General features: G+C 71.1%; 17 protein-coding genes and 1 riboswitch. Of the genes, 6 read left to right on the top strand and 11 right to left on the bottom strand.

Going from position 1 to position 19742, the window contains the following annotated elements:
- Positions 1-93 precede the first annotated feature (93 nt).
- Entirely contained in the window at positions 94-1308 is a 1215-nt protein-coding gene (gene fahA, locus ABT057_RS34910) for a fumarylacetoacetase (protein WP_352347940.1), read from the bottom strand.
- 577 nt (positions 1309-1885) lie between these two features.
- Here fahA and ABT057_RS34905 point away from each other — a divergent pair.
- Positions 1886-2722: an HAD family hydrolase gene (locus ABT057_RS34905; protein WP_352347870.1), complete on the top strand. Its 837-nt coding sequence runs from the start codon at positions 1886-1888 to the stop codon at positions 2720-2722.
- Positions 2723-2745: 23 nt separating this feature from the next.
- Here ABT057_RS34905 and ABT057_RS34900 read toward each other — a convergent pair whose 3' ends face one another.
- Positions 2746-3225 carry a transglycosylase SLT domain-containing protein gene (locus ABT057_RS34900; protein WP_352347868.1) on the bottom strand — a complete coding sequence of 160 codons (480 nt, stop codon included), beginning with the start codon at positions 3223-3225 and terminating at the stop codon, positions 2746-2748.
- 21 nt (positions 3226-3246) lie between these two features.
- Positions 3247-3375, bottom strand: a riboswitch (cyclic di-AMP (ydaO/yuaA leader).
- A 518-nt stretch (positions 3376-3893) separates the two neighbouring features.
- On the opposite strand from ABT057_RS34900, the gene ABT057_RS34895 reads away from it, so the two are divergent.
- From ABT057_RS34895 to ABT057_RS34880, 4 genes are all read left to right on the top strand, one after another.
- Positions 3894-4904 (top strand): polyprenyl synthetase family protein, encoded by a 1011-nt coding sequence (locus tag ABT057_RS34895; protein ID WP_352347866.1) that lies wholly within the window; start codon positions 3894-3896, stop codon positions 4902-4904.
- Positions 4905-5160: 256 nt separating this feature from the next.
- Positions 5161-6429 (top strand): LolA family protein, encoded by a 1269-nt coding sequence (locus tag ABT057_RS34890; protein ID WP_352347864.1) that lies wholly within the window; start codon positions 5161-5163, stop codon positions 6427-6429.
- 89 nt (positions 6430-6518) lie between these two features.
- The gene (locus ABT057_RS34885) at positions 6519-7487 is read left to right on the top strand and encodes an ABC transporter ATP-binding protein (protein WP_352347939.1); all 969 of its coding nucleotides are present in this window, start codon (positions 6519-6521) and stop codon (positions 7485-7487) included.
- Positions 7474-8409, top strand: a complete 936-nt coding sequence (locus ABT057_RS34880) for an ABC transporter permease (RefSeq protein WP_352347862.1) — start codon at positions 7474-7476, stop codon at positions 8407-8409. Before ABT057_RS34885 ends, ABT057_RS34880 begins: the two co-directional genes overlap by 14 nt.
- Here the strand turns inward: ABT057_RS34880 and ABT057_RS34875 are convergent.
- Together ABT057_RS34875 and ABT057_RS34870 are read right to left on the bottom strand one after the other, a co-directional pair.
- Positions 8399-9601 (bottom strand): amidase family protein, encoded by a 1203-nt coding sequence (locus ABT057_RS34875; protein ID WP_352347860.1) that lies wholly within the window; start codon positions 9599-9601, stop codon positions 8399-8401. The two genes, ABT057_RS34880 and ABT057_RS34875, sit on opposite strands and share 11 nt — an antisense overlap.
- Positions 9602-9672: 71 nt before the next feature.
- Positions 9673-10197, bottom strand: coding sequence for a DUF6668 family protein (locus tag ABT057_RS34870; protein WP_352347858.1), 525 nt, complete (start codon positions 10195-10197; stop codon positions 9673-9675).
- Positions 10198-10395: 198 nt separating this feature from the next.
- On the opposite strand from ABT057_RS34870, the gene ABT057_RS34865 reads away from it, so the two are divergent.
- Positions 10396-11628 (top strand): tetratricopeptide repeat protein, encoded by a 1233-nt coding sequence (locus ABT057_RS34865; protein ID WP_352347856.1) that lies wholly within the window; start codon positions 10396-10398, stop codon positions 11626-11628.
- An 11-nt stretch (positions 11629-11639) separates the two neighbouring features.
- Here the strand turns inward: ABT057_RS34865 and ABT057_RS34860 are convergent, their stop codons facing one another.
- From ABT057_RS34860 to ABT057_RS34830, 7 genes are all read right to left on the bottom strand, one after another.
- The gene (locus ABT057_RS34860; RefSeq protein ID WP_352347854.1) at positions 11640-12527 is read right to left on the bottom strand and encodes a M28 family metallopeptidase; all 888 of its coding nucleotides are present in this window, start codon (positions 12525-12527) and stop codon (positions 11640-11642) included.
- Between the two features lie 308 nt (positions 12528-12835).
- Positions 12836-13312: a VOC family protein gene (locus ABT057_RS34855; protein ID WP_352347852.1), complete on the bottom strand. Its 477-nt coding sequence runs from the start codon at positions 13310-13312 to the stop codon at positions 12836-12838.
- Positions 13313-13389: 77 nt separating this feature from the next.
- A complete protein-coding gene (gene rarD, locus ABT057_RS34850) occupies positions 13390-14340 on the bottom strand; it encodes an EamA family transporter RarD (RefSeq protein WP_352347850.1) in 951 nt (316 codons plus the stop codon).
- 168 nt (positions 14341-14508) lie between these two features.
- On the bottom strand, positions 14509-15363 hold the full coding sequence (locus ABT057_RS34845; RefSeq protein WP_352347848.1) for an SDR family oxidoreductase: 855 nt from the start codon (positions 15361-15363) through the stop codon (positions 14509-14511).
- Between the two features lie 234 nt (positions 15364-15597).
- Positions 15598-16659 (bottom strand): 2-oxoacid:ferredoxin oxidoreductase subunit beta, encoded by a 1062-nt coding sequence (locus ABT057_RS34840; RefSeq protein WP_352347846.1) that lies wholly within the window; start codon positions 16657-16659, stop codon positions 15598-15600.
- A complete protein-coding gene (locus tag ABT057_RS34835; protein ID WP_352347844.1) occupies positions 16652-18601 on the bottom strand; it encodes a 2-oxoacid:acceptor oxidoreductase subunit alpha in 1950 nt (649 codons plus the stop codon). The genes ABT057_RS34840 and ABT057_RS34835 overlap by 8 nt, the downstream gene beginning before the upstream one ends.
- A gap of 342 nt (positions 18602-18943) precedes the next feature.
- Entirely contained in the window at positions 18944-19603 is a 660-nt protein-coding gene (locus tag ABT057_RS34830) for a LuxR C-terminal-related transcriptional regulator (protein ID WP_502974015.1), read from the bottom strand.
- Positions 19604-19742: the final 139 nt, after the last annotated feature.

Below are 19742 nucleotides of genomic sequence, written 5' to 3'. Positions count from 1 at the left end.
GCGGCGCATCGGGGGCGGGACGGGTCAGGAACCCGAACCGTCCGTCGCCGCCAGTATGACGGCGACGGACGTGGAAGTCAGGGCTCGCGCCGGTCAGCTTCCCGCGACCACACGTCCCCGCACCTCCCCGAGCCCCACTCGCAGGCCGTCCGGACCGGGCGCCCACGCCGACAGGGTGACCTCGTCGCCGTCCTCGAGGAAAGTCCGCTTGCCGCCAGGGAGGTCCAGCGGGTCGCGGCCGTTCCAGGTCAGTTCCAGGAGGGAGCCGCGCTGGTGCTCGGCGGGGCCGCTGACCGTGCCCGAGCCGTACAGGTCGCCGGTCCGCAGAGAGGCGCCGTTGACGGTCAGGTGGGCGAGCTGCTGGGCGGCGGTCCAGTACATGGTGGAGAAGGGCGGCTCGGCGACGACCTGGCCGTTGAGGGCGACGGAGATGCGCAGGTCGTAGCCGGCGGGCTCGGTGGCGGAGTCGTCCAGGTAGGGCAGCAGGGGGTGGGTGCGCCGCGGAGGTGCCACCCGGGCTTCCTCCAGGGCTTCCAGCGGGGTGATCCAGGCCGAGACGGAGGTGGCGAAGGACTTGGCCAGGAAGGGGCCGAGGGGGACGTACTCCCAGGCCTGGATGTCGCGGGCCGACCAGTCGTTGAGCAGGCACAGCCCGAAGACGTGTTCGCGGAAGTCGGCCAGCGCGACCGGGTGGCCGTGCCGCGAGGGAGCGCCCACCACGAAGCCGACCTCGGCCTCGATGTCGAGTCGCGCGGACGGGCCGAAGACCGGGGCGGGGTCGGCGGGGGTCTTGCGCTGGCCCGAGGGGCGGACGACGTCGGTGCCGGAGACGACGACCGTGCCGGCCCGGCCGTGGTAGCCGATGGGCAGGTGCTTCCAGTTGGGCAGAAGGGTGTCCCCGGCGTCGGGGCGGAAGATCGAGCCCGCGTTCCGGGCGTGGTGCTCGGAGGAGTAGAAGTCGACGTAGTCGGCGACCTCGAAGGGGAGGTGCAGGGCCACCGAGGGGAGCGGGTGGAGGAGCGGTTCGAGGGTGGTGCGGTGGGCGGGGTCGGTGACCGCGTCCGTGAGCGTGCGGCGGACCTCCGACCAGGTGGTGCGGCCCGCGGCCAGCAGGGGGTTGAGGGTCGGCCGGGCGAGCAGGGCGGCGTGCGGCGAGCCGAGCGCCTGGGCCGCGGCACCGGCGTCCAGGACCTGGTCGCCGAGCCGGACGCCGACGGTGCGGTCCGCCGAGCCGGGGAGCGAGAAGACGCCGTACGGAAGGTTGTGCGGACCGAAGGGATCGCCCTCGGGGATGTCGAAGGGGGGCATGGGGTGCTGCCTCGCTTTCGTACGCTCGGTCGTGCGTTCTGTCATCTGCTCGGTCCCGCGCTCGGCCACCTGCCCGGGCATGCGTTCGGTCGCGCGTTCGGTCATGTGCTCGGTCGTGTGCTCGGGCGGGCGGTCTCTCGTGCTCGCCGGGCACACGCCTGGACCCTGCCGACGGCGCGGGGGACCGCGGCACACGTTACGGCTGACCTGGCCGGAGCGGCACGGCACAGGCCGGGGCGGCTCAGTTCGGCCGCTGTTCTCCGCTTCCGCCCGTCACCGGAAGATGCCACCGGTCAACGACGACGTGATCTTCTTCGTGGTGTTCGCGGCAGGCCGCAGGCCCGTGCCGAACGGGGCGTTCGGTGGGCGGCGGAGCATATGGTCGCCAACCGGTGCAGAGGCCTTCAACCGGTCTGCACCCGGCGATGCGGCGGAAAACTGTTTCTCGAACCTCTGGTCAACCCTGTTCAACAGCGATCGGTCAACAAAAGAAGGGGAGTTGGCAGAAGAGGACCGGACTCCGTCCTGGTCCGGTTCACGTCGAGTCCGGCGGGTGCGGGATCCGTATTCTCTGATCATGGCCGCACCCACCGCATATGCCGAGCGCACCCCGTACGCCGTCCCGTACTCCCTCATCGCCACCGACCTGGACGGAACGCTGCTCCGCGGCGACGACACCTTCTCCGACCGGTCGCTCGACGCGCTCGCGCGGGTGGCGTACGCCGGTGCGCGCCACCTCGTGGTGACGGGCCGGCCGGCCCCACGGGTACGGCCGCTGCTCGACCGCCTGCACAGCAGGGGGCTCGCGGTGTGCGGACAGGGCGCGCAGTTGTACGACGCCGGCGCGGACCGTCTGCTGTGGTCGGTCACCCTGGACCGGGAACTCGCGGAGACCGCCCTCGGCAAGATCGAGGCCGAGGTCGGGCAGCTGTACGCGGCCGTCGACCAGGACGGAGTCGACGGGCTGACGCTCATCGAGCCCGGCTACCGGATGCCGCATCCGACGCTGCCCGCGCTGCGCGTCGAGCGGCGCGACGACCTGTGGTGCGAGCCGATCAGCAAGGTGCTGTTGCGTCACCCCACCCTCTCCGACGACGAGCTGGCGTCGACGGCCCGCGCGGTGGTCGGTTCGCTGGCCACGGTCACCATGTCGGGGCCGGGCACGGTGGAGCTGCAGCCGTGCGGGGTCACCAAGGCGACGGGGCTGGCCCTGGCCGCCGAGCATCTGGGCCTCAGGCCCGAGGACACCATGGCCTTCGGGGACATGCCCAACGACATCCCGATGTTCGACTGGGCCGCCCACGGGGTCGCGATGGCCAACGCGCATCCGGAGCTGAAGGCGGTGGCCGACGAGGTGACGACGTCGAACGAGGACGACGGCGTGGCCGTCGTCCTCGAACGTCTCTGTCCGTGAGTCCGGATCCTGAGCCGGGCCGGTCAGTACGCGCCGAAGACGTTGTCGATCGAGCCGTACCGGGCGGCCGCGTAGTTGCAGGCGGCGGTGATGTTCGCGACCGGGTCGTAGGGGTCCCACGACGTGCCGTCCACGTGGTAGGCCCGGAAGGTCGGGTCGATGACCTGGAGCAGGCCCTTGGAGGGGGTGCCGGCGGCCGCGTTCGAGTCCCACAGGTTGATGGCGTTCGGGTTGCCGGACGACTCCCGTATGACATTGCGGTAGATGCCGTTGTAGGTGCCCGGAATCCCCTTCTGGGCCATGATCGCGAGGGACTCGCGGATCCAGCCGTCGAGGTTGTTGGCGTACCCGGCGGTCGTGGTGGCCGCCGCGGTCGCCGGCGTGGCGGAGGCGGTGGTGGCGCCGATGAGCGGGAGGGCGAGCACGGCGGCGCCGGTGGCGGCGACGGCGAGCGTGCGGGCGAGGCGGCGGGGGGTGCGGCCGGGCTGACCGGCAGCGGACATGGAAGGCATGGCAGGCATGGCGAAGTTCCTCTCCGTCGCCTGCGAGGTGAGCTGTCGGGTTCGGGCGGGAGCTGCCCGGCCGCGTCCGTGAGGACGCGACTTCACCCCGAGCCGCCCCGGACGTCGTCAGACGTCCGGCACGGCGACTTACCTGGTTCCCCCGCTCCTGCCGTGGCGTTCTCGGTGGGTGTCCGGGCGGCGGCAGGATTCGGCGTTCCGCTGGACAGGCCGGGAACGTATGCGAGAGCACATGTCCGGAACAAGTAGCAGATTCATAGATCAACCCTATTGACCTTGGTCTGTGAACTATGGGGTACTTGATCCTTTGTGGATGCAAAGCCTTCAACTCGCTTGAGAGGGGCGAGGGATCGGGTAGGGGTTCGGGTGGCGCCGAGGTCGAACCCGTGAGGCGTGGGAAGTGAGCCAACTCACCGGCTTCCGCAAGACGGGTGAATCGGGCAATGGTCGCAAGAAGTAATTAAAAGGGTGTGTTTTGTTCGTATGGGCCGATCAGGAAAACGCGCCCGTTGATCCGATACCGCCCGGGCTGTAACCGTGGGGGCTCGCGGTGATCGAAAGGTGACCGGATACGCTGACTTGAGTGAGCGCAGAGACCTATCGACAAACCGCGTAATCGCCAGTAGACACCAGCAGACAGGAGACCCCTCGTGACCGTCGTCGAGCCGTTCGGGCTGAGCGTGCGGGACCAGGCTCTGGAAGCCGATGTCCAGGCCGGATTGGCGGCTGTCGAGGAAGGCTTGCTCGAGGCCACCAAGAGTGAGGTGCCGTTCATCACCGAGGCCGCCCAGCACCTGCTGCGGGCCGGCGGGAAGCGGTTCAGGCCGCTGCTCGTGATGCTCGCGGCGCGCTTCGGTGACCCGTACGCGCCGGGGGTCGTGCCGTCGGCGGTCGTCGTGGAGCTCACCCATCTGGCGACCCTCTACCACGACGACGTGATGGACGAGGCGGCCGTGCGGCGCGGGGTGCCCAGTGCGAACGCCCGCTGGGGCAACTCGCTCGCGGTACTCACCGGCGACTTCCTCTTCGCGCGCGCCTCGCACATCCTCGCCGACCTCGGTCCGGAGGCGGTGCGGGTCCAGGCGGAGGCGTTCGAGCGGCTGGTCACGGGTCAGATCCTGGAGACGGCGGGCCCGGTCGACGGCCGCGACCCGGTCGACCACTACCTCGACGTCCTCGGCGGCAAGACCGGCTCGCTGGTGGCGGTGTCCTGCCGTTTCGGCGCGATGATGTCGGGCGCCGACGAGACGGTGGTGGACGTGCTCACCCAGTACGGCGAGCGGCTCGGCGTCGCCTTCCAGCTGGCGGACGACGTCCTCGACATCGCCTCCGACTCCCACGAGTCGGGCAAGACGCCCGGGACCGACCTGCGCGAGGGGGTCCCCACGCTTCCGGTGCTGCGACTCCGTGAGCGGGCGGCGCAGCAGTCGCTGCCCGAGGACATCGCGCTGTGCGAACTGCTGGACTCCGACCTCAGCGACGACGCGAAGCTCGCGGAGGCGGTCGCCGCGCTGCGCACCCACCCCGCGCTGGAACAGGCCCGCCGGGACACGGTGCGGTACGCCCAGGAGGCGCGCGCCGCGCTGGCGCCGCTGACGGAGTGTGACGCGAAGTCGGCGCTGATGGGCCTCTGCGACGCGGTGGTCCACCGGGCAGGCTGATCCACCCCGACCTCCGACCCCAACCCCTGCCACCCCGGACCCCTACGGGTTCGGCCGCGGCCGGTGTCACCCGTGTCATACCGCAGGTGTATGCGGAGTTGGCCCTTCGGGCTGACGTTTCCTGACGGGCATTTTGGTCAGATGGGAAGCACGGAAAGAGACCACTCCTCACCGATTCGGGTGAGAATGGCGGCTCGGGGTGGGGACGTTCAGCGGGAGATGACCAGCCGCCGCCGACGACGGAGGTAAGGCACACATGGCACCGAACGTATCCGACGACAGCATGACCGCCGGGGAGACAGACGACCTGCGCGTCGGGCGGCGCAAAGCTATGCGGTACGTCGTCCCGGTCACCGTGATCGGCGTCGCCGCCGCGACGATCGGCCTGGTTCCGGCGCTCGCCGACTCCGGCGACCCCGACCTGCCGAAGATCACCGCACAGCAGCTCCTCGACAAGATCGCCGCCTCGGACGTGCAGCAGCTGTCCGGCACGGTGAAGATCAGCACCGACCTCGGCCTCCCCGACCTCGGCGGCCTGGAGAGCGGCCTGCTCTCGGGGGCCGCGGGCAAGGGTGGTGACGGTTCGTCCGCCGACCCCTCTGCCAAGCTCACCGAGCTCGCCTCCGGCACGCACACCCTGCGCGTCGCCGCCGACGGCCCCGACCGGCAGAAGCTCTCCCTCCTGGAGAACGCCGCCGAATACAGCCTCATCCACAACGGCAAGGACGTCTGGGGCTACGACAGCTCCTCCAACGAGGTCTACCACTCCACCACCGACGAGAGCACGGACGGCGCCGGCGAACCTCCCGCGACGCCCAAGGACCTCACCGAGGACGCCCTCAAGGCGGTCGACGACACGACCTCCGTCACGGTCGACGGCACCGTGCACGTCGCGGGCCGTGACGCGTACAAGCTGCTGGTCAAGCCGAAGCAGTCCGGTTCCACGGTCGGCGCGATCAGCGTGGCCGTGGACGCCAAGACCGGTCTGCCCCTGAAGTTCACGCTGACCCCGGCCAGCGGCGGCGCCGCCGTCGTCGACGCGGGCTTCACCCAGGTGACGTTCGCCAAGCCGGCCGCCTCGACGTTCGACTTCACCCCGCCCAAGGGCGCCAAGGTCACCGAGGAGGACCCGGAGACCGCGAAGGACGGCACCGACGCGCCCGAGCACTTCGGGGACGGATCCGGCAGCACCGACGGCACCGACGGCATCGATGGCATCGAAGGCACCGACGCCGCCGACGGCTTCGACGTCCTCGGCAAGGGCTGGACCTCCGTCGCCGTCCTCGAAACCGGCGGCAAGGGCGTCCCCTCGGACTCGGAGCTGGGCTCCGAACTCGGCTCCGACGCCGGCGGCGCGCTGAGCGGCTTCCTCGGCTCCTTCGGCGACAAGGTGACCGGCAAGTTCGGCTCCGGCACGGTCTTCTCCACCAGGCTGATCAACGCCCTGGTCACGGACGACGGCAAGGTCTACGTCGGCGCGGTCACCAAGGACGCCCTCGTGAAGGCCGCCGACTCGGCCAAGTAGGCAGCGGTACCGTACGAAGCCGGAGGACCGCGGAGGAGGAGCCCATGGATGACGGCCCCACGAGGGACGCCCCCGCGGGGGACGCGCCCATGGGGGAGGCACGTGCGGGGGACGCCTCCGCGGGGGACGCACCCGTCATCCACACGCAGGCCCTCACCAAGCGCTACCGCGGCGGCCAGCTCGCCGTGGACCGCCTGGACCTCACCGTCCCGGCGGGCAGCGTCTTCGGCTTCCTCGGTCCGAACGGCTCCGGCAAGACCACCACGATCCGCATGCTGATGGGGCTCATCGAGCCCACGTCCGGCACCGCGCGCGTCCTGGGGCAGTCCATGCCCCGGGCCGCGCGCTCCGTGCTTCCCCAGGTCGGCGCCCTGATCGAGGGCCCCGCCCTCTACGGCTTCCTCTCCGGCCGGGACAACCTCCTGCGCTACGACGCCGCCGACCCGACCGCCGACCCGCGCACCCGGCGTACCCGGGTCGGTGCGGCGCTGGAGCGGGTGGGACTGAGAGCCGCGGCCGGCAAGAAGGCGAAGGCGTACTCGCTCGGCATGAAACAGCGACTGGGTCTCGCCGCCGCCCTCCTCCAGCCCCGTCGTCTCCTCGTCCTCGACGAGCCGACCAACGGCCTCGACCCGCAGGGCATGCGGGAGATCCGCTCCCTGGTGCGGGAGCTGGCCTCGGACGGCACCACCGTCTTCCTCTCCTCCCACCTCCTCGACGAGATCGAACAGGTGTGCACGCATGCCGCGGTGATGGCCCAGGGCCGCCTGATCACCCAGGGTGCGGTGGCGGACCTCGCGGCCGGTGCGCGCGGTCGCCTGGTCGTGACCACGCCCGACACCGGCGACGCGGCGCGGGTACTGAAGGAACAGGGAGCGGCGGACGTCGCCCTCGCCGAGGACAGGGTCACCGCCGAGCCCCCCGACCGGGACCTGGCGGAGGTGACCGCCGCGCTGGTCACGGCCGGGGTCCGCGTCCGGGGCCTCACCGTCGAACGGGCCTCCCTGGAGGACGCGTTCATGGCACTCACGGGGGAGGGCTTCGATGTCGCAGGCTGAGACGGACCCGCAGCCACCGGCAGAGGCGACCCGGTCGGTCACGGCCGAAGCCGCCCGCCGGCCGAGACCCAACCCCTTGTGGTCCTTCGGCCTCCTCCGCAACGAGCTGCTCACCACCTTCCGCCGCTGGCGCACCCTCGCGCTGCTGGGCGTCCTGGCGGCCGTCCCCGTCCTGGTGGGCATCGCCGTGAAGATCGAGACGAGCGACGGTTCGCGCACCGGCCCCGGCGGCGGCCCGGGAGGGGACGGCGGGCCGGCCTTCATCGCCCAGGTCACCAACAACGGCCTGTTCCTGGTCTTCACCGCGCTGGCCGCGACGCTGCCGTTCTTCCTGCCCATGGCGATCGGCGTGGTCGCGGGTGACGCGATCGCCGGCGAGGCGAACGCCGGCACCCTGCGCTACCTCCTCGTCGCCCCCGCCGGCCGCACCCGCCTCCTGCTCACCAAGTACGCGACCGTGCTGGCCTTCTGTCTGGTGGCCACGTTCGTGGTCGCCCTCTCGGCGCTGACGGTGGGGTTCCTGCTCTTCCCGCTCGGTGACCTCACCACCATCTCCGGTACGACGATCAGCTTCACCGACGGCCTGGGCAGGGCCCTGCTGATCGCCCTGGTCGTCGCCGCGTCACTGACCGGCGTCGCGGCGCTCGGCCTGTTCGTCTCCACCCTGACCGGCAGCGGCATCGCGGCGATGGCGACCACGGTGGGCCTGCTGATCACGGTCCAGATCCTCGACCAGATCCCCCAACTGCACGCGATCCAGCCCTACCTGTTCTCCCACTACTGGCTGTCCTTCGCCGACCTCGTGCGCGACCCCGTCTACTGGGACGACCTGGTGAAGAACCTCGGCCTGCAGGCCCTGTACGTGGCGGTGTTCGGCTCGGCGGCCTGGGCGCGGTTCACGGCGAAGGACATCACCGCGTGACTCGTCCGACGATCCGCGGAAGGGCAGCCGCCTCGGCGGCCCGCGCCACCGCCAGCAGCAGGTCCTCCCGTCCGTGCGCCGCGACGATCTGCAACCCCACCGGGCACCCGTCCGCGCCGACCCCCGCCGGGACGCTCGCCGCCGGATGCCCGCTCAGGTTGAACGCCCAGGTGAGCGCGGTCGAATACCGCTCGCCCGGGCCTTCGTGACCGTGCGCGGCGTGCGGGGTCGTCGGCGTCAGCAGCAGGTCGGCCCGGGCGAAGAGCGCGGCCAGCCGCAGATCGTTCACCTTCCGGATCGACGGGACCGGGCGCTCGCCCCCACCCGCCGGGCCGCCGTCCGTCACCGGCCGGCGCAGAGCGAGCCACGCCGGCGCCGGATCCTCCAGCCGCACCGGAGCGGAGTCGGGCAGCAGCCGTACGACACCGGCGTCCGCGAGACGTGAGGCGGCGGCCCGGGCGAGGGCCAGGGGCTCGGGGTCGGGCGAGGCGAAGCCGAGATCGGGCGAGAAGACGGCACCGGGCACCGAAGGAACGACCCTCGCACTCCCTGCCACCCCCACCTTCACCTCCCTTTCCGCACTCGCACCCGCCCCCGCCCGCATCACCCGCCAGTACGCCGCCGCGTCCGCCGCGTGCCGTACGAGCACGCCGGGTGCCGCGAGGCCCGTGCGGTCGGCGGACGGCAGCCGTCCGTTCGTCGTCTTCAGACCGGTCACCCCGCACCAGGCCGCCGGGATCCGTACCGAGCCGGCGCCGTCGCTGCCGGTGGCCAGCGGTACCAGCCCCGCCGCCACCGCCACGGCGGACCCGGCCGAGGACCCGCCCGGCGTACGGTCCGCCCGCCAGGGGTTGACGGTGCGGCCATGGGCACCGAGGCCCCAGGTCTGCCACGCCGTACCCGGCCCCGGTACGGCGGTCGCCCCCACGGGCACACAGCCCGCGGCGAGCAGCGGCCCCGCGGCCCGCAGCCCGTGCCGTCCCTTGACCGCGATCGGCACCCCCGCCAGCGGCAGCGGTTCACCCGCGCCGATCCGCACGTCCACCTCACGCGCCCGCTCGACCGCCGCCGCCTCCCACACCTCGGCGAAGGCGCACAGGACGGGATCGATCCGCGCGATCCGTTCCAGCGCCTCACCGACCACGTCAACGGCCCGCAACCGCCCACCCCGCACGCCCGAGGCGATCTCCACGGCAGAGGGGATCTCCACCGCCGAGGGGAGTTCGGCATCGGCGCCGGGGCCGGCGCTGTGCCCTTCCCCGCTCAGCGCCTCACCCCGGTGAGCCGGGCCAGCGCCTCCGTCTCCCTCGGCGGCCCTCCGCCCAGCTCACCGAGACGCCACTCGTTCACCCACGGAACGCGGTACACGTCCACGACCGCCTCCACGGCCCGCATCCGCTGCACCAGCGGGCGGGGCAGCCGTCCCGGCGCGTCGGCGACCAGGACCACCGCGTCCAGGTCGAGCCCCTGCGGTACCTCCCCGCGCCGGAACACCTCCAGGAACCGCAGCGCGGACTCCAGACCGCTCGCGTGCGTCCGCGCCACGAGGAGGACCGACGGGGGATCGGCGGGGCCGGGCCAGTTGCGTCCGCAGTCATGACCGCCGTAGACCGCCGCGAGCGTGGAGGCGCCGGCTCCGCCGTGCGCGGCCATCCAGGAAAAGCGCCGGGGGGCGGCGACGGCGGGCACCCCGTACCCTTCCGGGAGCCGCGCGTGCGCCGCCTCCGGTACGGGCACCGGCCCGCGGATCCAGATCTCCGGTCCCGGCCGCCCCTCCGTCGTCCGCATGCCCCGTACCCTTCCTCCTGGTCCGCTGCCCGAAGCCTCTCCGAGTCCGCCCTCGGGGAACCGGACACGGGTCCTGGAACGAGGCTGTGACGTCCTGGTGACGCGCTGCCGAGAGCGAACGGAGAGACTCAACAGTACGTGTACGCGTACGCGCACCTGGACGACCGGAGCGTGACGACGCATCCGAGTGAGGAACCGATGTCTCGACTCAGCCGCGAGAAGAAGCGCGAACAGCGGGAACAGAAGGGCGCCGGCCGCCCGGCCGCTGTGGCCCTGCCGCTCGACGTCCATGTCCGCGCGAGCGGCAGCCCGGCGACCATAGGCGGTGTTCCGGTCACGGTGTCGGACGGTACGGAGATCCAGCACGCCGTGCTCGGCCATCTCCATCGCATCGCCCTCGCCACCGGACATCCCGTCCTCGCCAGGGTCCACGACGAACGCATCGGCTACGTCGTTCCCCTGCGTGTCGACCCGGACGGCTCCAGCCACTTCACGGCCGAGCCCCTGCGCACCCCGCCCCCGCAGCCGGACCGCTCCCAGAACGCGTCGGCCCCGGAGCCCCACAGCGACAGGCCCACCCATGTCCTGCGGCAACTGCAGGACTCGCCACCGGAGCAGCCGCCGGCACCGGCCCAGGAGCCGGGCTCGCTCCCCGGCACGGCCGTGGCCCCCATGGGAGTCTTCGGCCCGCCCCCGGCGATGAACCGACACCCGGACCCCGAGACGACCCACGAGACGGCCCCGGCGACAGACCCCGAATCGGCCCGCACCTCTGCCCCCGAGCCCGAGGCCCCCAGGCCGCTGCCCACCCGGCAGACCCCCGCGGCCTCCAAGCCCCTCGTCCCAGCGCACCCCACCTCACACCTCGAACACGATCCCGATCCCAAGCCCACCCCGGCCCGGGGGTTCGACGCCGTGGCGGAAGCGGTGCTCGGTGACGACCCCCGGACCCTTCCCGGCGAGGGCGGTGCCCCCGCCCTCCTCGGGGAGCCGGTCGCGCGGATCAACGAGGCCGTGCGGGCCGGGCGGATCGACGCAGCCGCGGGGCTCGCCGAGCAGACCGTGCTGGAGGCCTCCGCGACGCTGGGACCGGAGCACCCCGAGGTGCTCCGGCTGCGCGAACTCAGCGCGTACATCGCCTACCTGGCGGGGGACCCGCTCCGCGCCTTCCACGTCTCGCTCGACCTGGCCCGGATCTGCCGCCGTGCCCGGGACGGCGAGGCCGCGTACGGCAACGTCCAGAGCGCGGCGTCGGCCTGGCGTGCCGTACGCGACCCGTTGCAGGGCCTGAACCTGGGGACCGAACTCCTCGGCCTGTGGACGGAGCTGGCGACGGAGGACGGACCGGCCGCCGACGACGTCGAGGAGCTTGAGTCGGCCCGTGCCCGCATGGTCCGCCTGGCCGAACGGGCCCGCGACGCGGGCCGGTAGGACCTCTCCGGTCAGGAGGACAACGTCCACACCGCGTACGCCAGCGCGTCCGCGTTGCGGTCCAGCGCGGTGTCGTTGATGTTGGCGGTGGTGTCGCAGGAGGAGTGGTAGCAGCGGTCGAAGGCCTGTCCGGCCGTACCGCCCCACTTGGCCGCCTGCGCCGCCGTCTTGACGTAGTCGGCACCGCTGAACAGCCCGCCGACCGGAACGCCCGCGTTCTTGAAGGGGGCGTGGTCGGAGCGGCCGTCGCCCTCGGTCTCGATCTCCGTCGGGACGCCGAGGCCGGCGAAGTAGCCCTTGAAGGTGGTCTCGATGGCGGGGTCGTCGTCGTAGACGAAGTAGCCGGGGTTCGGCGAGCCGATCATGTCGAGGTTGAGATAGCCGCTGATGCGGGCGCGGTTGGCCGAGGAGAGGTTGTTGACGTAGTACCGCGACCCGACCAGGCCGAGTTCCTCGGCGCCCCACCAGGCGAACCGCAGATGGCCGGTGGGCTGGTAGCCGGCCCGGGCGACGGCGAGCGCGGTCTCCAGGACGGCGGCGGACCCCGAGCCGTTGTCGTTGATGCCCGCGCCGGACGTGACGCTGTCCAGGTGGGACCCGGCCATGACGACCTCGTCGGTGTTGCCGCCGGGCCAGTCGGCGATCAGGTTGTAGCCGGTGCTGCCGGAGGAGGTGAACTGCTGGATGGTGGTGGTGTATCCGGCGGCGTCCAGTTTGGCCTTCACGTAGTCGAGCGAGGCTTTGTAGCCGCTCCGTCCGTGGGCGCGGTTGCCGCTGTTGGCGGTGGCGATGGACTGCAACTGCGTCAGATGGGCCTTGACGTTCGCCAGGGGGATGTCGGGCGCGGCGGCCACGGGTGCGGGCGCCGCGCCCGCTATCGATCCTCCAGTCAGGAGCATGACAACAGTGCGGCGCAGGCACCGGCCGCACGCCGGGAAACGGGGAGCTTCATGTGGGGGGCTCCGAAGTCTCGGGAACCGCCGGATCACAGCGGTCCCACAGCGAATGGGGTCCCAGGATGGTGAACTCGCCCCTGACCGCGCGTCAAGAGCGTCAACCGGACACGGGATTCGGCTACCGGACGGGGGCCGGATCTGCCGGGGGATGGGACCCATCTGCCGGAGAGGGGCGCATCTGCCGGGCACGTGACGCGTCTGTCGGACGCGGGTTTCACCTGCCGGTCACCGGGCCTCTTTTCGCCCTGCCCCTAGTGGACGCAGAACTCGTTCCCCTCGGGGTCCGTCATCACCACCCACGCCCCGGACGGCTCCTGCACCTCCCTCAGGACCTTCGCCCCCAGCACCGTCAGCCGCTCGACCTCCGCGGCCCGCAGCCCCGCCCCGGGGTGCAGATCGAGATGGAGCCGGTTCTTGACGGTCTTCGCCTCCGGCACCCGCTGGAAGAGCAGCCGCCGTCCGAGCCCGGTCCCGCTCTCCGGGTCGTACGGGTCCTGCGGATGCCGTACGGCGATCAGGTCCCGGAAGGCGGCCCGGCCGTGGAACTCCACGGTCGCCGCTCCCGGCAGCGCGCCGGCCGCCAGCAGCCGTTCGACGAGCCCGCTGTTGTCCTCCACCGTGTAATGCAGCGCACCGGCCCAGAAGTCGGCCTGCGCATGCGGATCGGCGGCGTCGATCACGAGCTTCCAGTGGACGGGGGAGGGTGAGGGGGCGGGGGTCTGTGTCATACGCCCCACTCAACCAGCCGTCGGTGACATTCGGGCGGAGCCGGGCACCGTCGGCCCGTCTGTTGACAGAGCCCCGGTCAGACGTCCACCGCGGCGGACCCCAGCTGAGAAGCGCGCGGTACCTCGACCGCCCCCTTCGGACGGCGTGCGGAGCGCCACGCGTCCCCCGTCAGCAGCACCAGCGCAAGCCACACCAGCCCGAACCCGGCCCACCGCTCGGCCGGCATGTCCTCACCGAAGTAGACGACCCCGAGCAGGAACTGGAACACCGGCGCCAGGTACTGCAGCAGCCCCAGGGTGGACAGCGGCACCCGGATCGCCGCCGCCCCGAAGCACACCAGGGGCAGCGCGGTGACGATGCCGGTCGAGGCGAGCAGGGCCGCGTGCCCGGTGCCCTCATCCGTGAACGTGGAGCCGCCGTGCGCCGACAGCCACAGCAGATAGCCCAGCGCGGGCAGGAACTGGATCGCCGTCTCGGCGGCCAGCGACTCGACCCCGCCGAGGTTGACCTTCTTCTTCACCAGGCCGTAGGTGGCGAAGGAGAAGGCGAGGCAGAGGGAGATCCACGGCGGCCGGCCGTACCCGACCGTCAGGACGAGAACCGCCGCGAACCCGATGCCGACCGCCGCCCACTGCGCGGGCCGCAGCCGCTCCTTCAGGAGCAGCACGCCCATCGCGATGGTGACGAGGGGGTTGATGAAGTACCCGAGCGAGGCCTCCACCACGTGCCCCGAGTTCACGGCCCAGATGTAGATGCCCCAGTTCACGGTGATGACGGCGGCGGCGACCGTCACCAGGGCGAGCCTGCGCGGCTGCCGCAGCAACTCCCCGGCCCAGGCCCAGCGCCGTACGACGACCAGCGCGGCGGCCACGAAGACGAGGGACCACACCATGCGGTGGGCGAGGATCTCCCCGGCCGCGGCCGGCTTGAGCAGCGGCCAGTACAGGGGGACCAGCCCCCACATGCCGTACGCCGCGAAGCCGTTCAGCAGGCCTGTCCGGCCCTCACTCCTCGACGACCCGGCCACGGGCGCCCCTCCCTCTCAGGTTTCACGCGCCTTCACACACGCGTGCATGAAGGTAACGCCGACCGCCCCCGCCTGTCATGCACGTATCGGCATACGGTCATGACAGGGCGGGGGTGAGGGGACGCGAGGTTCCGGGACGGAGACTCGAGGGTGCCCTTGGGGACGGGGTCAGCCCTTGAGCGCCACCGTGATCGCCTCAGCGATCGGCGTGGTCGGGCGGCCCGCCAGCCGGGACAGGTCGCCGCTGGAGACCACCAGCTCGTCCTTCTCGATCGACGCGTCGACGCCGGCGATGATCGCGGCCAGCGGCTCGGGCAGCCCCGCGCCGGTCAGGATGCCGGTGAGCACCTCCACGGGCACCGAGTTGTAGGCGATCTCCTTGCCGGTCTGCTTGCTCAGCTCGGCCGCGTACTCGGCGAAGCTCCACGCCACGTCGCCGCCCAGCTCGTACGTCTTGTTCTCGTGGCCCTCGCCGGTCAGTACGGCGACCGCGGCGGCCGCGTAGTCGGCGCGGGAGGCGGAGGAGACCCGGCCTGCCCCGGCGGCCGCGACGACGGCGTTGTGCTCGAGGACCGGGGCGAGGTTCTCGGTGTAGTTCTCGTGGTACCAGCCGTTGCGCAGCAGGGTGTACGGCACGCCCGAGGTGGTCAGCGCCTGCTCGGTGGTCCGGTGGTCGTCGGCCAGCGCGGCGGTCAGCGTGCCCGGCGCGCTGGTGTACGCCAGCAGCGCGACGCCCGCCGCCTTCGCGGCGTCTATGACGACCTGGTGCTGGGCCGGACGGCCCTTGTCGAACTCGTTGCCCGAGATCAGCAGCACCTTGTCGCCGGCCGCGAACAGGCCGTCGAAGGTCTCGGGGGAGTTGTAGTCGGCGATCGCGAGCTTCACTCCGCGGGCCGCGAAGTCGGCGGCCTTGGCCTCGTCGCGTACGACGGCCGTGATCCGGTCCGCGGGGACCTTCTCCAGCAGTTGCTCCACGACGTGGCGGCCGAGATGTCCGGTGGCTCCGGTGACGACGATGCTCATGGTTCAGGAACTCCTCGTGGGGGTTGCGGGTCTGCCGCTAACCCTAGGGATAGCGCTAACTCAAGGAAAGTACCCACTTTGAAGTAAGTTACTGGTGTCGAGGTAAGTATCCTGGGAGTGCACCCTTCCGCCCGCGAGACCGGCATCCGCGAAAACGACGGCGAGGCCCCGGGATCGCGTGTCCGGGGCCTCGCCGCACAGAGGACTGCTTGTCGTTCACCGACGATGTCGCCGTTACCCGACGACCGTCCAGGTGTCGCCGCCGGCCAGCAGGGCGGCCAGATCGCCCTTGCCGTGCTGTTCGACGGCCGTGTCGAGCTGTTCGGCGAGCTGGGTGTCGTACACGGGCCGTTCGACGGAGCGGAAGACACCGATGGGAGTGTTGTGCAGGGTGTCGGGGTCGGCGAGCCGGGAGAGGGCGAAGGCGGTCGTCGGGGAGGAGGAGTGCGCGTCGTGGACCAGGACCGCCGCCTCGTTCTCCGGCGTCACCGCCACGACCCTCAGGTCCCCGGTGGCCGCGTCCCGCACCACGCCCTTCTCGCCGTCCGTGCCGAAGCGGATCGGCTGCCCGTGCTCCAGCCGGATCACCGCCTCCTCGGCCGACGCCCGGTCCTTGAGCGCATCGAAGGCGCCGTCGTTGAAGATGTTGCAGTTCTGGTAGATCTCGACCAGCGCGGTGCCGGGGTGGGCGGCGGCCTGACGGAGCACCTCCGTCAGATGTCTGCGGTCGGAGTCGACGGTACGGGCGACGAAACTCGCCTCCGCGCCGAGCGCCAGCGAGACGGGGTTGAACGGCGCGTCCAGGGACCCCATCGGCGTCGACTTGGTGATCTTGCCGACCTCGGAGGTCGGGGAGTACTGGCCCTTCGTGAGGCCGTAGATGCGGTTGTTGAAGAGGAGGATCTTGAGGTTGACGTTGCGGCGCAGGGCGTGGATCAGATGGTTCCCGCCGATGGACAGGGCGTCGCCGTCACCCGTGACCACCCACACGGAGAGGTCCCGTCTGCTCGCCGCCAGCCCGGTGGCGATGGCGGGGGCACGTCCGTGGATGGAGTGCATGCCGTAGGTGTTCATGTAGTACGGGAAGCGCGAGGAGCAGCCGATGCCGGAGACGAAGACGATGTTCTCCTTCGCCAGACCGAGTTCCGGCATGAAGCCCTGCACGGCGGCCAGGATCGCGTAGTCACCGCAGCCCGGGCACCAGCGCACCTCCTGGTCCGACTTGAAGTCCTTCATGGACTGCCTGGCCTCGGCCTTGGGCACCAGCTGGAGCAGACCGTTGGAGATGTCAGTCATCGATGGCCTCCTTCAGCGCCGCGGCGAGCTGCTCCGCCTTGAACGGCATACCGTTGACCTGGTTGTAGGAGTGGGCGTCGACCAGGTACTTCGCCCGTACGAGGGTGGCGAGCTGCCCCAGGTTCATCTCGGGGATGACGACCTTGTCGTAGGCCTTCAACACGGTGCCGAGATTGCGCGGGAAGGGGTTGAGGTGACGCAGGTGGGCCTGCGCGATCGGCTCGCCGGCCGTCCGCAGCCGCCGTACCGCCGCGGTGATGGGCCCATAGGTGGACCCCCAGCCCAGCACCAGGGTCCTCGCCCGGTCCGGGTCGTCCACCTCCAGATCGGGGACGTCGATGCCGTCGATCTTGGCCTGGCGGGTGCGGACCATGAAGTCGTGGTTGGCGGGCGCGTACGAGATGTTCCCCGTCCCGTCCTCCTTCTCGATGCCGCCGATGCGGTGCTCCAGCCCCGGCGTGCCCGGAATCGCCCACGGTCTGGCGAGGGTCTGCGGGTCGCGTTTGTAGGGCCAGAAGACCTCGGTGCCGTCCGCCAGGGTGTGGTTCGGCCCCTGCGCGAACCGCACCCGCAGATCCGGCAGCTCGTCCAGCTCCGGGATCCGCCAGGGTTCGGAGCCGTTGGCGAGGTAGCCGTCGGAGAGCAGCATCACCGGGGTGCGGTAGGTGAGGGCGATCCGCGCGGCCTCCAGGGCCGCGTCGAAACAGTCGGCGGGCGTGCGCGGGGCGACGATCGGGACGGGGGCCTCGCCGTTGCGCCCGTACATGGCCTGGAGCAGGTCGGCCTGCTCGGTCTTGGTCGGCAGCCCGGTGGAGGGCCCGCCGCGCTGGATGTCCACCACCAGCAGCGGCAGCTCCAGCGAGACGGCGAGCCCGATGGTCTCCGACTTCAGCGCCACACCCGGACCGGACGTGGTGGTGACGGCCAGCGACCCCCCGAAAGCCGCTCCCAGCGCCGCGCCGATGCCGGCGATCTCGTCCTCGGCCTGGAAGGTGCGCACGCCGAAGTTCTTGTGCCGGCTGAGTTCGTGGAGGATGTCGGAGGCCGGGGTGATGGGGTACGAGCCCAGGAACAGCGGCAGATCGGCCTGCCGGGAGGCGCTGATCAGGCCGTAGGCCAGGGCCAGGTTCCCGGAGATGTTGCGGTAGGTCCCCGTCGGGAACGCCTGTGCGGCCGGGGCGACCTCGTAGGAGACGGCGAAGTCCTCCGTCGTCTCGCCGAAGTTCCAGCCCGCGCGGAAAGCGGCGAGGTTCGCCTCGGCGATCTCCGGTTTCTTCGCGAACTTCGCCCGGAGGAACTTCTCCGTGCCCTCGGTGGGCCGGTGGTACATCCATGACAGAAGGCCGAGCGCGAACATGTTCTTGCTGCGCTCGGCCTCCTTGCGGGTGAGGTCGAATTCCTTGAGTGCCTCGACGGTCAGGGTGGTCAGGGGGACCGGGTGGAGCTGGTAACCGTCGAGGGAGCCGTCCTCCAGCGGCGAGGCCGCATACCCCACCTTCTGCATCGCCCGCTTGGTGAACTCGTCCGTGTTGACGATGATCTCCGCGCCGCGCGGGACGTCACCGATGTTCGCCTTCAGCGCGGCCGGGTTCATCGCGACCAGCACGTTGGGCGCGTCACCCGGCGTGAGGATGTCGTGGTCGGCGAAGTGCAGCTGGAACGAGGAGACGCCGGGCAGGGTCCCGGCGGGTGCGCGGATCTCGGCGGGGAAGTTCGGCAGAGTGGACAGGTCGTTGCCGAACGACGCAGTCTCCGAGGTGAAACGGTCACCGGTGAGCTGCATGCCGTCACCCGAGTCCCCCGCGAACCTGATGATCACCCGGTCGAGACGGCGTACGTCCTTCGCCGCCGCGCCGGATTGGCGCTGCTCTCCCACGACGGTCCCGTCGGCCTGCTCTGCCGGCCCGGTCTCTCCCGTTGCGCTGCTGACCCGACTGGTCACTGAACTGGACCTCCCTCGAGGTGGCTGTCCCGGAGGGGCCTTCCCGAAGGCCCTCCTGGATCAACCCTACGTCTGTAAGGGTCACCTTCCCTCGGCCTTTCGTAGGACGATCGCAGCGACCGGCATCGTCACTGCGACGGTTGACTGCCCCCGAGACGGCCCGGCACCCGTCCTGCCATTCCTGCCAGTCCTGCTTTTCTGGCATTCCTGCTGTTCCCGCACTTCCCGCCCATGATTTCCCGCCCACGGCCGTCGCCCCGGCAGACGCACCGAGCGGGCGACCACCTGACCGAACCGGTTCGTGAACCACTTCACGAACCGGATCACGAGAGTGCCACTCCGTCATGAATTGAGATAGGTGAGCACCGCAAGAACGCGACGGTGATCCCCGTCACTCGGCGACAGTCCGAGCTTCAGAAAAATATTGCTGACGTGCTTCTCCACGGCCCCGTCGCTCACCACCAGCTGCTTGGCGATCGCCGAGTTCGTCCGCCCCTCGGCCATCAGCCCCAGCACCTCCCTCTCGCGCGGGGTAAGCCCGGCGAGCACGTCCTGCTTGCGGCTGCGCCCGAGCAACTGCGCCACGACCTCCGGATCGAGCGCGGTACCCCCGGACGCCACCCGCACCACGGCATCCACGAACTCCCGCACCTCGGCCACCCGGTCCTTGAGCAGATACCCCACCCCGTGACTCGAACCGGCCAAAAGTTCGGTGGCGTACCTCTCCTCCACGTACTGCGACAACACCAGCACCCCGAGCCCCGGATGCGTCTTGCGCAGCAGCACGGCGGCCCGCACCCCCTCGTCCGTGTGCGTGGGCGGCATCCGCACATCGGCGACGACGACGTCCGGCAGCGCCCCCTCCTCATCGAGCTCGGTGATCGTCTTGACGAGCGCGTCGGCGTCCCCCACCCCCGCCACGACCTCGTGCCCCCGGTCCGTGAGCAACCGGGTCAGCCCCTCCCGCAACAGCACCGAATCCTCGGCGATGACCACCCGCACCCTGTCCTCCACGCTCCCGGCCCCCCAGCCGTCCACCCACCCGGTCAACACCCCAAGCATCCCAGCAACGACCCCGTCCTCGCCCGGCAAACGAGCACGCGGGAGGGAAGACGACGGGAAGTCGACGCAGGTGGGCGGG

This window comes from Streptomyces sp. NPDC002588 (assembly GCF_040295925.1).
Lineage (GTDB): Bacteria > Actinomycetota > Actinomycetes > Streptomycetales > Streptomycetaceae > Streptomyces.
The sequence above is the reverse complement of the archived record's forward strand: the minus strand, read 5'-3'. Positions and strand labels throughout refer to the sequence as shown.